The 13127-nt window shown below is 63.0% G+C and carries 11 protein-coding genes and 1 pseudogene; 10 read left to right on the top strand and 2 right to left on the bottom strand.

Annotated features, from left to right (window positions below):
• Window position 1: 1 nt before the first annotated feature.
• The 10 genes and pseudogenes from miaA (at window position 2) to ACSSU5_RS08080 (ending at window position 10525) form a co-directional block, all read left to right on the top strand.
• Window positions 2-973, top strand: a complete 972-nt coding sequence (gene miaA, locus ACSSU5_RS08125; protein WP_492560966.1) for a tRNA (adenosine(37)-N6)-dimethylallyltransferase MiaA — start codon at window positions 2-4, stop codon at window positions 971-973.
• Window positions 974-1067: 94 nt separating this feature from the next.
• A complete protein-coding gene (gene hfq, locus ACSSU5_RS08120; protein ID WP_003258160.1) occupies window positions 1068-1328 on the top strand; it encodes an RNA chaperone Hfq in 261 nt (86 codons plus the stop codon).
• Between the two features lie 12 nt (window positions 1329-1340).
• On the top strand, window positions 1341-2642 hold the full coding sequence (gene hflX / locus ACSSU5_RS08115) for a ribosome rescue GTPase HflX (RefSeq protein WP_264311360.1): 1302 nt from the start codon (window positions 1341-1343) through the stop codon (window positions 2640-2642).
• Window positions 2643-2738: 96 nt separating this feature from the next.
• Entirely contained in the window at window positions 2739-3920 is a 1182-nt protein-coding gene (gene hflK / locus ACSSU5_RS08110; protein WP_264311361.1) for an FtsH protease activity modulator HflK, read from the top strand.
• Window positions 3920-4789: a protease modulator HflC gene (hflC, locus tag ACSSU5_RS08105; protein WP_264311362.1), complete on the top strand. Its 870-nt coding sequence runs from the start codon at window positions 3920-3922 to the stop codon at window positions 4787-4789. Before hflK ends, hflC begins: the two co-directional genes overlap by 1 nt.
• A 300-nt stretch (window positions 4790-5089) precedes the next feature.
• Complete coding sequence (locus ACSSU5_RS08100; RefSeq protein WP_264311363.1) at window positions 5090-6277, top strand: ATP phosphoribosyltransferase regulatory subunit; 1188 nt, start codon at window positions 5090-5092, stop codon at window positions 6275-6277.
• Window positions 6278-6333: 56 nt separating this feature from the next.
• A complete protein-coding gene (locus ACSSU5_RS08095) occupies window positions 6334-7626 on the top strand; it encodes an adenylosuccinate synthase (RefSeq protein ID WP_008095424.1) in 1293 nt (430 codons plus the stop codon).
• 631 nt (window positions 7627-8257) lie between these two features.
• Window positions 8258-8950: pseudogene (locus ACSSU5_RS08090) on the top strand (methyl-accepting chemotaxis protein); the annotation flags it as partial.
• A gap of 21 nt (window positions 8951-8971) precedes the next feature.
• Window positions 8972-9856 carry a methyl-accepting chemotaxis protein gene (locus ACSSU5_RS08085; protein WP_492561307.1) on the top strand — a complete coding sequence of 295 codons (885 nt, stop codon included), beginning with the start codon at window positions 8972-8974 and terminating at the stop codon, window positions 9854-9856.
• Between the two features lie 144 nt (window positions 9857-10000).
• Window positions 10001-10525: a DUF2867 domain-containing protein gene (locus ACSSU5_RS08080; protein ID WP_492560965.1), complete on the top strand. Its 525-nt coding sequence runs from the start codon at window positions 10001-10003 to the stop codon at window positions 10523-10525.
• 7 nt (window positions 10526-10532) lie between these two features.
• On the opposite strand, the gene ACSSU5_RS08075 is transcribed toward ACSSU5_RS08080, so the two are convergent.
• Together ACSSU5_RS08075 and ACSSU5_RS08070 are read right to left on the bottom strand one after the other, a co-directional pair.
• Window positions 10533-12098, bottom strand: coding sequence for an ABC transporter permease (locus ACSSU5_RS08075; RefSeq protein ID WP_264311367.1), 1566 nt, complete (start codon window positions 12096-12098; stop codon window positions 10533-10535).
• Window positions 12098-13111, bottom strand: a complete 1014-nt coding sequence (locus ACSSU5_RS08070; RefSeq protein ID WP_492560964.1) for an extracellular solute-binding protein — start codon at window positions 13109-13111, stop codon at window positions 12098-12100. Before ACSSU5_RS08070 ends, ACSSU5_RS08075 begins: the two co-directional genes overlap by 1 nt.
• Window positions 13112-13127: the final 16 nt, after the last annotated feature.

The following is a 13127-nucleotide window of genomic DNA, read 5'->3' as shown; positions in this document are numbered from 1 at the left end:
CATGAGCGGCAAGCCCCCAGCAATATTCCTGATGGGCCCGACGGCGGCCGGCAAGACTGACCTTGCCATCGAGCTGACCAAGGTCCTGCCCTGTGAGCTGATCAGCGTCGATTCGGCGCTGGTCTACCGTGGCATGGACATCGGTACCGCCAAGCCTTCCAAAGAACTGTTGGCAGCGCACCCGCACCGGCTGATCGACATTCTCGACCCGGCCGAAAGCTACTCCGCGGCGCATTTTTGCACCGATGCCTTGCAGGCCATGGCTGAAATCACCGCACGCGGCAAGATCCCGCTGCTGGTCGGCGGCACCATGCTTTATTACAAGGCCTTGATCGATGGCCTGGCGGATATGCCGGCGGCAGATGCCACCGTGCGTGCCGAACTGGAAGCTGTGGCACGTGAGCTGGGCCTGGCCGAGCTGCACCGTCAGCTGGCTGAAGTGGACCCGGAGTCGGCGGCGCGCATCCATCCGAATGACCCGCAGCGGGTGATCCGCGCGCTTGAGGTTTACCGGGTGAGCGGCGAAAGCATGACGGCTCATCGCCAGCGTCAATTCGCGGAAAGTCGCGGCGCAGACGCAGGCGCTGACGGACATTTGCCCTATACTGTCGCGAGTTTGGCGATCGCTCCTACAGATCGTCACATTTTGCATCAGCGAATTGCGTTACGATTTTCGCAGATGCTGGAACAGGGCTTCATCGACGAGGTCCGATCGCTGCGAGCCAGAAGTGACTTGCACGCCGGGTTGCCGTCTATACGGGCAGTGGGGTACAGGCAAGTCTGGGACTACCTCGATGGCAAGCTAAGTGAGAATGAGATGCAAGAACGCGGTATCATTGCCACTCGCCAGCTGGCCAAGCGGCAGTTCACCTGGTTGCGCGGTTGGTCCGACGTGCACTGGCTCGATAGCCTGGCCTGCGACAATCTGTCCCGCACCTTGAAATACCTGGGAAGCGTCTCCATATTGAGCTGAGTCCCTGCTAATTGCCGTCTATTCTTGCGAAGGGGCGGCCTAATTTATCGATTTTCTTGATTTTCTATTATTTATCCTTACAGGAGTGCGGCATATGTCAAAAGGGCATTCGCTACAAGACCCTTACTTGAACACTTTGAGAAAAGAAAAGGTTCCGGTTTCCATCTACCTGGTTAACGGGATCAAGCTGCAGGGCTCGATCGAATCCTTTGACCAGTTCGTTGTGCTGCTGAAGAACACCGTCAGCCAGATGGTGTACAAGCACGCCATTTCGACCGTGGTTCCTGCGCGTCCGGTTCGCCTGCCAAGCCCGTCCGATTCCGAACACGGTGATAGCGAGCCAGGCAACGCCTGATAGGAGCCTGCATTGTTCTTTGAGCGCCACGGTGGTGGTGAACGGGCGCTGCTCGTTCACTTGGAAGGTCAGAACCCTGAGGCGCGCGAAGACCCGCAGGAGTTTCAGGAGTTGGCTTTGTCGGCCGGGGCGGACATCGTCTCGCTGGTGACCGTGTCACGGCATCAGCCTACGGCCAAATACCTGATTGGCAGCGGCAAGGTCGAAGAACTGCGCGACCTGGTCAACGCCGATGAGGTAGACCTGGTGATATTCAATCACACCCTCACGCCTAGCCAGGAACGCAACCTCGAACGTGTCTTCGAGTGTCGCGTGCTTGATCGCACCGGCCTGATTCTCGATATTTTCGCCCAGCGGGCGCGTACCCATGAAGGCAAGCTGCAGGTCGAACTGGCCCAGCTCGAGCACATGAGCACGCGGCTGGTACGCGGCTGGACCCACCTTGAGCGGCAAAAAGGCGGTATCGGCCTGCGCGGCCCGGGGGAAACCCAGCTTGAAACCGACCGCCGTCTGCTGCGGGTGCGCCTGCGTCAGATCAAGGCACGCCTGGAGAAGGTGCGCAGCCAGCGCGAGCAGGCCCGTCGCGGCCGACGCCGCGCCGATATCCCGTCGGTTTCGCTGGTGGGTTACACCAACGCCGGCAAGTCCACCCTGTTCAACGCCCTGACCCAATCCGATGTCTACGCCGCCGACCAGCTCTTCGCCACCCTCGACCCGACCCTGCGCCGGCTCGAACTGGACGACCTTGGGCCGATCGTGCTGGCCGACACCGTCGGTTTCATTCGCCACCTGCCGCACAAGCTGGTCGAGGCTTTTCGGGCTACGCTCGAAGAGTCGAGCAACTCCGACCTGCTGCTGCATGTGATCGATGCGCATGAGCCGGACCGCATGGAGCAGATCGAACAGGTTCTGGCGGTATTGGGCGAGATCGGTGCCGAAGGCTTGCCGATCCTCGAGGTCTATAACAAACTCGACCTGCTTGAAGATGTCGAGCCGCAGATCCAGCGCGATGCCGATGGCAAGCCGGAGCGGGTCTGGGTATCGGCACGAGATGGACGTGGCCTGGAGCTGGTTGGCCAGGCGATTGCCGAGTTGCTGGGGGATGATCTGTTTGTCGGCACCCTGTGCCTGGAGCAGCGTTTTGCCCGCTTGCGCGCGCAATTCTTTGCCTTGGGTGCCGTGCAGAGTGAAGAGCATGATGAAGAAGGGCGCAGCCTGCTGAGCGTGCGACTGCCCAGGGTCGAGTTGAATCGTCTGGTCAGTCGCGAAGGCATGGAGCCGCAAGTGTTTGTCGAGCAACACACTTTGCAATAAATGCTCGTCGAGGTCGCCGGGCAGCAGTGACAGGCATTCTGTAGCATTGGACGGCGCGCCGTGGGCGCGTCTTTGCTTTATCAGATGGAGAGCGCTATGGCTTGGAACGAGCCGGGTGGCAACTCGAACAATCAGGATCCCTGGGGCGGCCGCCGTGGTGGCGGTGGCGGCGGTGGTGACAAGAAAGGTCCGCCGGATCTGGACGAGGCCTTCCGCAAACTGCAGGACAGCCTGAACGGCATGTTCGGCAGCGGCAAGAAACGTGGCGGCGGTGACCGCAGTGTCGGCAAGGGTGGCGGCTACGGCCTGCTGGGCATTGGCCTGGCGGTGCTGGCTGCAATCTGGCTGTACAGTGCCGTGTACGTGGTCGACGAGCAGGAGCAGGCCGTGGTGCTGCGCTTCGGCAAGTACTACGAGACGGTAGGTCCCGGCCTGAACATCTACTTCCCGCCGATTGATCGCAAGTACCTGGAAAACGTCACGCGTGAGCGTGCCTACACCAAGCAGGGGCAGATGCTGACCGAAGACGAGAACATCGTCGAGGTGCCGCTGACCGTCCAGTACAAGATCACCAACCTGCAGGACTTCGTGCTCAACGTCGACCAGCCCGAGGTGAGCCTGCAGCATGCGACCGACAGCGCCCTGCGCCACGTGGTGGGTTCCACCTCGATGGACCAGGTGCTGACCGAAGGCCGTGAGCAGATGGCCGTGGATATCCGCGAGCGCCTGCAGCGTTTCCTCGACAACTACCGTACCGGTATCACCGTCACCCAGGTCAACGTACAGAGCGCGGCAGCCCCGCGTGAAGTGCAGGAAGCCTTCGACGACGTGATCCGCGCCCGTGAAGATGAGCAACGTGCCCGCAACCAGGCCGAGTCCTACGCCAATGGCGTGGTGCCGGAAGCCCGTGGTCAGGCCCAGCGCATCATCGAGGACGCCAACGGTTACCGCGACGAAGTGATTGCCCGCGCCAAGGGTGAGGCGGATCGCTTCACCAAGCTGGTTACCGAGTATCACAAGGCACCTGACGTCACCCGTCAGCGTCTGTACCTGGAAACCATGCAAGAGGTTTACAGCAACTCGAGCAAGGTCATGGTGGCAACCAAGGACGGGCAGAACAACCTGCTCTACCTGCCGCTGGACAAGATGGTCGAAGGCAGCCGCAACACGTCCGCACCGACCAGCAGCGTGTCTGCGTCGGTCAACGATGCGGCCGCGCGTGCGGCGCAGGACCTGCAACAGCAACAACAGCCGCTGCGCACTAGGGAGAGCCGCTGATGAGCAATAGATCGCTGATCGCCCTGATCGCCGCTGTGGTGCTGGCCGTGGTGGCCTGGAACTGCTTCTACATCGTGGCGCAGACCGAACGTGCCGTGCTGCTGCAATTCGGTCGTGTGGTCCAGGCGGATGTCCAGCCAGGCCTGCATGTGAAGGTTCCTTATGTGAACCAGGTGCGCAAGTTCGACGCCCGTCTGATGACCCTTGATGCTCCGACCCAGCGGTTCCTCACGCTGGAGAAGAAAGCGGTCATGGTCGACGCCTACGCCAAGTGGCGCGTCAAGGATGCCGAGCGCTTCTACACCGCCACTTCCGGCCTCAAGCAGATCGCCGACGAGCGTCTGTCGCGTCGTTTGGAAAGCGGCCTGCGTGACCAGTTCGGTAAACGTACCTTGCACGAGGTGGTATCCGGTGAGCGTGACGCGCTGATGGCTGACATCACCGCTTCGCTGAACCGCATGGCCAACAAGGAGCTGGGTATCGAGGTTGTCGACGTTCGCGTCAAGGCCATCGACCTGCCGAAGGAAGTCAACCGCAGCGTGTTCGACCGTATGAGCACCGAGCGTGAGCGTGAAGCCCGCGAGCATCGCGCCAAGGGTAACGAACTGGCCGAAGGTATCCGTGCGGATGCCGATCGTCAGCGTCGTGTACTGTTGGCCGAAGCCTATCGCGAAGCTGAAGAAACCCGCGGTGATGGTGACGCCCAGGCGGCTGCCATCTACGCCAAGGCCTACAGCCAGGACGCTGATTTCTATGCGTTCCACCGTAGCCTGCAGGCGTATCGCGAGAGCTTCTCCAGCAAGAGCGACGTGCTTGTCCTGGACCCGAAGAACGAGTTCTTCCGTTACCTGGACAAGAGCAAGCCTTGATGCTCTGAGCCCGTTTTTGTTGGGGTAACGCCCCGCCTGGCAGCTAAAACACCAGGCGGGGTGCATCCTGAATGAAAAGGGGTGTATGATGAGGCAGCCGGGAAATTTCCCGGCTTTTTTGCGTCTGCAAGGTTGATTGGCAAGCCGCCAGTTGACGGTTTGGTCAGTGCGCAAGGCAATTCGAGGGTATTGGGTACGGTGGCTGCGCTGGGATCAGTGCTGCCCGCTGCTGTGCGCGATACCTGCTTTACTGACGGCTCGCCACAGGCAGGCCGCCCGGACCAGAGGGGAAATGGCGTAATGGCAACGGTAGACCGCTGGCTGCTGCCAGATGGCATCGAGGAAGTACTGCCACCTGAGGCTGCGCGTATCGAGATCGCGCGTCGCCAGGTGTTGGACCTGTTCCAGAGTTGGGGCTACGAACTGGTCGTCACCCCGCATATCGAGTACCTGGAGTCGCTGTTGACCGGCGCCGGCCAGGACCTGGATCAGCGCACCTTCAAGGTGGTCGACCCGCAGTCCGGTCGCCTGATGGGCTTTCGCGCCGACTTCACCCCGCAGGTGGCGCGTATCGACGCCCACACCCTGCGCCGTGAAGGCCCGAGCCGCCTGTGCTATGCCGGCAGCGTGCTGCATGCCCAGCCGCGTGCCCTGTCCACCTCGCGCAGCCCGATTCAGCTGGGTGCCGAGCTGTACGGCGACGCCAGCCCCACCAGCGATGTCGAAGTCATCAGCCTGATGCTCGCCACGCTGCAACTGACCGATGTCGCGGACGTGCACATGGACCTCGGCCATGTCGGCATCTACCGTGGCCTGGCGCGTGCCGCTGGCCTGTCGGGCGCGGTCGAGCAGCAGCTGTTCGACGCCCTGCAGCGCAAGTCGGTCGATGAAGTGCAGGCACTGACCGCCGACTTGCCGAAGGACTTGGGCAACATGCTGCGCGCCCTGGTCGAGCTGTGCGGTGGCCGTGAAGTGCTGGCCGAAGCCCGCGTGCGCCTGGGCCGTGCCCCGGCCAGCGTACTGGCGGCGCTGGACGACCTGCTGGCGATCGCCGATCGCCTGGCGTCGCGCTACCCGGACCTGCCGCTGTATTTCGACCTGGGCGAGCTGCGCGGTTACAACTACCACACCGGTGTGGTGTTCGCGGTGTTCGTGCCGGGCGAAGGTCAATCGATCGCCCAGGGCGGGCGCTATGACGACATCGGCGCCGATTTTGGCCGGGCACGCCCGGCCACCGGATTCTCCACGGATTTGAAGACCCTGGTCACACTGGGGCGAGCGGAGGTCGTATTGCCAACTGGCGGCATCTGGATGCCCGACAGTGGCGACGCGGCCCTCTGGCAGCAGGTCTGCCAGTTGCGCAACGAGGGCCAGCGTGTGGTTCAGGCTCTGCCTGGCCAGCCGTTGAGTGCTGCTCTCGAGGCGGATTGTGATCGGCAATTGATTCAGCAAGACGGGCGCTGGCAGGTACTGCCGCTGACCCATTGAGTTTCTGCGTCGGCAGTAGGCCGGCAACCAAGTTTGCGTGAATGAGGACCAATGTAATGGGTAAGAATGTCGTCGTCCTGGGCACCCAATGGGGTGATGAGGGCAAAGGCAAGATCGTCGATCTGCTGACCGAACATGCTGCCGCCGTAGTGCGCTACCAGGGTGGCCACAACGCGGGCCACACCCTGGTGATCAACGGTGAAAAAACCGTTCTGCACCTGATTCCGTCCGGCATCCTGCGTGAAGGCGTTCAGTGCCTGATCGGCAACGGCGTGGTCGTTGCTCCAGATGCCCTGATGCGTGAAATCACCAAGCTGGAAGAGAAGGGTGTACCGGTGCGCGAGCGCCTGCGTATCAGCCCTGCTGCTCCGCTGATTCTGTCGTACCACGTGGCCCTGGACCAGGCCCGCGAAAAAGCCCGTGGCGAAGCCAAAATCGGCACCACCGGCCGTGGCATTGGCCCAGCGTACGAAGACAAGGTCGCACGCCGTGGCCTGCGCGTTGGCGATCTGTTCCACCGTGAGCGTTTCGCCGCCAAGCTCGGTGAGCTGCTGGACTACCACAACTTCCAGCTGGTGAACTATTACAAAGAGCCGGCCATCGACTTCCAGCAGACCCTGGACGAGTGCATGGCCTACGCCGAGCAGCTCAAGCCGATGATGCTCGACGTCACCGCCGAACTGCACAACCTGCGTCGCGCCGGCAAGGACATCATGTTCGAAGGTGCCCAGGGCTCGTTGCTGGACATCGACCACGGTACCTACCCGTACGTCACCAGCTCCAACACCACTGCTGGCGGTATCTCCACCGGTTCCGGCGTTGGCCCGATGTACCTGGACTACATCCTCGGTATCACCAAGGCCTACACCACGCGCGTCGGCTCCGGTCCGTTCCCGACCGAACTGTTCGACGAGACTGGCGCCACCCTGGCCAAGCGCGGCCATGAGTTCGGTTCGACCACCGGCCGTGCCCGTCGTTGCGGCTGGTTCGATGCCGTCATCCTGCGTCGCGCCATCGACGTCAACAGCATCTCGGGCATCTGCCTGACCAAGCTGGACGTACTGGACGGCCTGGAAACCATCAACATCTGCGTTGGCTACAAGAACGAGAACGGTGCTGTCATTGACGCACCTTCCGATGCCGACAGCTACATCGGCCTGGAGCCGGTGTACGAAGAGATGCCAGGCTGGAGCGAGTCGACCCTGGGTGCCAAGACCCTGGAAGAGCTGCCAGAAGCTGCTCGCGCTTACATCAAGCGCATCGAGGAGCTGACCGGCGCGCCGATCGACATCATCTCCACCGGCCCGGACCGCAACGAGACCATCGTGCTGCGTCATCCGTTCGCCTGATCCGCTTTCACGGCTGATCTGACGCCGCGGTCCCGAAAGGGATCGCGGCGTTTTCATTTGTAGGCCTGCACCGGCCTCTTCGCGGGCAAGCCCGCTCCCACAGGATCTCTGCAGTGGCTGCAAGGTCCGTGGAGATCACTGTGGGAGCGGGCTTGCCCTGCGAAGAGGCCCGTGTAGGCAATCACCTTGCTAAAACTTGGCACATATCCCCGCTGCCCCCGGCACAACCCTTGCTGTAAGAAGTTTCTGTAGTGGCCATCAAAATAGTGGCGCCAGAAAACACGAGGGTTACACCGTGTCTGCCATCCTCTCACTGTTACGAAGCCGCCTCTTGCGGCCTGTGTTTGTTGCCCTTGGTATCGCTCTTTTGGTGCAGGTGCTGGTTGCCGTTGCGCTGACCCGAAGCACGGTCACCGCTCTGGAGGCCGACCTGGGCGAGCGGCTGGGCAATGACAGCCGCAAACTTGCCAGCGAGCTGGAGCAGGCCGGGCAGGATGTGCGCTCCGGGCTCGACAGCCTGTCCAGCAGCACCCGCCAGCGTCTGAGTGCAGGTTTGTCCGCACGCCTGCAAGACGAGCAGCAACAACTGCGCACAACGTTGGAAAAGAACCTCAAAGATTCTGCCAACGACATGGCCGAGCTGCTGGCTTCGGTCGCCCCGCGGGCTATCTGGGACAACGATGTGCCGGTGCTCTCCGACTTCGCACGCCGCGCCCAGCGCAATCCCAATGTGCTGTTCGTGGTTTACGACGACGCCCAGGGCCAGCACCTGACCCGCTACCTCAACCGGCAAAACCCGATCAACCAGGCGTTGATGGACAAGGGGCAGGGCGAGCGGGCGCTGGACAAGGTGATCGATGCGGCTCGCCGCGACCCGGCGGTGTATTTTGTCGAAGCTTCGATCAACCCCAATGGCGCGGAAATCGGCAAGGTATTGATGGGGGTTTCGACCGCCGGTGTCGATCAGGCGCTCGCGGCCCTCGACCAGCGCTTCGCCGCCCTGATCGCCAGTGGCGAGCAGTTGGTAGGCGACAGCCTCGGCGGTGCCGCCGCCGACAGTGCCAAGACCCTGCGCGAACGGCTGCAGACGGCGCAGAGCAGTGCCACGGCCATGCAGGCCAACACCGCGCAGACCGTGCGCGAGGCCGCCGCCGAACTGCGCTGGCGCATCGGCCTTGGCCTGGTCCTGGTGGGCCTGGGTGTGTTGCTGGTGGTTGCCGTGGTGCTTGGCCGCAGGGTGCTGAGCAAGCTGCGTCTGTTGATCGCTGCCCTCAACGACTTGGCTGCCGGTGAAGGAGACCTGACCAAGCGCGTCGCCCTCGACAGCCGCGATGAGATCGGTGACATGGCCTCGGCGGTCAACCGCTTTGTCGACAAGCTGCAGCCCATCGTCCGCGAGGCGGGGGAGGTGGCGCAGCGTACCGGTGTCGAGATTGGCGCCATGGCCCGGCGCAGTGCCGGTGCCGATGCCGCTGCCGCGTTGCAGCGCGATGAAGTGGCGGCCAGCCTGCGTGATCTGTCGAGCATGGCCGATGAGGCCCAGGCCGAGAGCCATGCCATGCAGTCTGCACTGCAACAGGTGGTGGATATCCGTCAGGCGACGGATGAGAACAGCCGTACCTCGACCCAGCTCGCCGGCTTGATCGAAAGCCTGGCAGGCCAGGTGGAGACCGGCTCCCATGTGATCGAACGGCTGGCCAAGCAAAGTGAGCAGATCGAGGTGGTGCTGACAGTCATCCACGGCATTGCCGAACAGACCAACTTGCTGGCGTTGAATGCGGCCATCGAGGCGGCCCGTGCCGGTGAGACGGGGCGCGGTTTTGCCGTGGTGGCCGATGAAGTGCGCGCGCTGGCGAGCAAGACGCAAAGTTCGACGGGGGATATCCAGGCGCACATCGCCGCCCTGCAAAAAGGTGCCAAAGAGGCCGTGGCGACCATCAGCCAGGCGGGGCTCAAGGCCGGCGAAGGGTTGTTGGTGCTGCGCGAAAACGAGCGCCGCCAGCAGTCGGTCCAGGTGGCGGTCGAGCAAGTGCATGCGGCGATCGGGCTGGCTACCCGCGCGGCTGAGCAGCAGGCGTACGGTGCGCAAGCGGTGCGTGGGCGGGTGGAGACTATCCACGCCCAGGCCGAACGCTCGGCTGAAGTGGTGATGCAGACCACGGCCAGCAGCAAGGTGCTGGATGACCTGGCGGCGCAGCTCCGGGCCAGCCTGGGGCAGTTCAGGGCGTAACGCCCCCAGGCTTGCGTGGCTGCTGAGATTGCTGGGGCCGCTATGCGGCCCTTTCCGACCGGTCCGGCGCCCCGGCAAGGCCGCTCCTAACTGGGCCTTTGACTTTGCTAAGCTGCTGGCGACAAATGACAAAGGGAGTTGCTCATGTCACCGGCTCTAACCCGGGTCCCCGAGAATGCTCAATTACTTGCCAGCCCGGCCCAGCTTGATTTTCTTCACTGCCATTCAGTGCCAGTAACCGCCCCGATGTCCGCCCTCGAAGCCTACTGCGCCATGACCTCGGACGTTCCGGGCTGGCTGGCGACCGCTTTTCGTCTTCGCGATGCCATATCACGCCGGTTCAACGTTACCGAGATCCAGGGTTTCTCCTTGCGCAACCCCAGCCAAGTGCCAGCGGTCGGCGAGCTCCTGGACTTTTTCACCGTCGAAGCGATCAGTCAGCAGCAACTGGTGCTGACCTCTCGTGATACGCACCTGGCGGTCATGGTGTGCATCGATCTGGTTGAGCCGGAGGCAGGCCAGCAGCGGCTGAGCGTGACAACCTCAGTGCAGTGCTTCAACCGGTTCGGGCGCCTATACATGCTGCCGGTCGGCCTGGCCCATGGCCCGATCGTCCGGCGCATGCTGCGCAATATCGAGCGGCGAAACTCAGGCCGCAAGGCGGCCTGAGCCTGCTTCAAGGCTTGCTCAGGTACATCCGCGTAGTCAGCAGATAAACCGGTAACCCCGACACCACGATCAGCAGGGCCGCGTAAGGCGCCGCAGCCGCGAATTCGACGTTGGCGGTATGCGCCCAGACCTCGGTGGCCAGGGTAGTCATGCCGGTCGGGCTGAGTAGCAGGGTAGCGGTCAGCTCCTTCATGGCATCGAGAAATACCAGGGCGAAGGCCGCCGCCAGCGCCGGGAAGATGATCGGCAGGGTCACCCGGCAGAACGCCGTGAAGCTGCTGGCACCCAGGGTGCGGGCGGCTTCTTCGAGCGTTGGCGAGGCCTTGTTCAAGGCGGTGCGCACCGGGGCCTGGGCCAGCGGCAGAAACAGCAGCGCGTAGGCCAGCAGCAACAGTGCGGTGGTCTGGTACATCGCCGGCACGTAGTGCAAAGCGAAGAACACCAGCGTCAGCGCGATCACCAGGCCTGGCAGGGCATGCAGCAGGTAGGGCAGGCGTTCGGCCCAGATCGCCAGGCGGCCTTTGTAGCGTACCACCAGGAAGCTGATCGGCAGTGCCAGCAGTACGCAGAAGCCCGCGCCACCCAGTGATACCGACAGCGAGGTGAGCAGTGCTTTGGAGATGTCTGCGACCGGGAAGGCCGCCGACGAGCCGACACTCAGCCAGTAGCCGAGCATGGCCAGCGGAATACCGCTGCCCAGCACCGCCAGGGCCACGCAGAACAGCTGCGCCAATGGCGCCCACCTGTGCAGGCGCACAGGTTGCGCGCGGCGTGCCACGCCTTGGCCGATGCGCACATGACGGGCCTTGCCGCGTACACGCAGTTCCAGCCACAGCATGATCAGGCACAGCGCCAGCAGCACGGCCGATAGCATGGCTGCGTTGGCGTTGCTGAATTCCAGCTCGAACTGCTGGTAGATCGCCGTGGTGAAGGTTTGCAGGCCGAGGATCGACAGTGCACCAAATTCCACCAGCATGTGCAGGGCGATCAGTAATGCGCCGCCCAGCATCGATGGCCACAGCAACGGCAGGGTTACCTTGATGAACACGCCCCAGCGGCTGCATCCCAGCGTACGCGCCGACTCTTCAAGCGAGGTATCGACGTTGCGCAGGGTGGCCGCCACCGGCAGGAACACCAGTGGGTACTTGGACAACGCCATGACCAGGATGGCCCCGCCAAGGCCTTCGAAGTCCGAGCTCAGCGATACCCAGGTGAAGCTGCTGACAAATGACGGCACTGCAAACGGCAAGCACAGCACCACGCCCCACAGTCGGCGGCCCGCCAGGTTGCTGCGTTCGAGCAGCCAGGCCAGGGCCAGCCCGACCACCATGCACACCAGCGTCACCCCGAACATGAGCATCAGGGTGTTGCGCATCAGGCCCCAGACGAACGGGCGCCAGAGCAGGTGCAGGGCCTCTCGCCAGCCCGCTTCCCAGGCTTTGAGGGCGACATACGCCAGTGGCAGCAGGCTCATCGCCACCAGGAACAGCACAGGCAGCACCACCCAGATCGAGGGGCGCTTGCGGCGCGGTACGTAACGTACCGGCGTCGGCTCGGACAGGGCGGCAGTCATCAGAGCAGACCGACCTCACGTTCAAGTTCCAAGGCTTCTTCGGCATTGCCGAGGTCGGCCGGGGAGATCTTCGGCGGGCGCAGCTCTTCGAACGGCTTCAGGCCACGGTCGGACACCATGCCCTTGTGCAGCGGGTATTCGGCGGTGGTCTGGGTGATCACACGCTGGCCTTCTTCGCTGGCCATCCAGTTGAGCAGGGCCTGGGCTTCCTTGGGATGCTTGCTGGCCTTGACCGCAGCGGCGCCGGAGATGGTCACCAGGCCACCGGCATCGCCGTCGGCCAGGTAGTACAGCTTGGAGTCCAGCTTGCCGCGCTCACGCTCAAGGGCATACCAGTAGTAGTTGTTCACCAGCACGGCGGCGACTTCGCCTTTTTCCACGGCTTTGAGCGCTACCATGTTGTTGGTGTAGGTCTTGCCGAAGGCTTTCAGGCCGGTCAGCCACTCTTCGGCAGCCTCACGCCCGTGCATCTTCAGAATGGCCACGGCCTGTTCCTGGAAGGCACCGCTGGTCGGCACGAAACCCACGCGGCCGTCCCACTCAGGGTCGGCGAAGTCCATTACCGATTGCGGCAGGTCTTTCTCATCGATTTTCTTGGGGTTGAACACCACCACGCGGGTACGTGCGGTGACGCCCATCCAGGTGCCGTTGGCAGCCACGTATTCCTTGGGCAGCATGTTCAAGGTGGCGTCGTCGATCTTCGCCAGCAGGCCTAGCTCGCCCAGGTTGTTCAGCGGCGGCGACTCTTCGGTGTAGATGATGTCGGCCGGCGAGCGCTCGCCTTCTTCGATGATCTGGCTGGCCAGCTGGTTGCTGCTGCCCTTGCGGATATTGATGTGAATGCCGGTCTTGGCCTCGTAGGCCTTGGCGATGGCATCACCGATTTCCTTGTGCTGCCCGTTGTACAGGGTCAGTGTGACCGGTGCGTCTGCCATGGCGGCCGGAGCGCCGATCACCAGGCTCAGTACAGCGGCGGCCAGGGTGCGCATCAGCGGTTGCGGACGGATCGTCATGCGGGTACTTCCTCGC

The organism is Pseudomonas sp. E1MeOHC2, from assembly GCF_058745025.1.
Note: the sequence above shows the minus strand (reverse complement) of the source record. Positions and strands in the feature narration are given on the sequence as shown.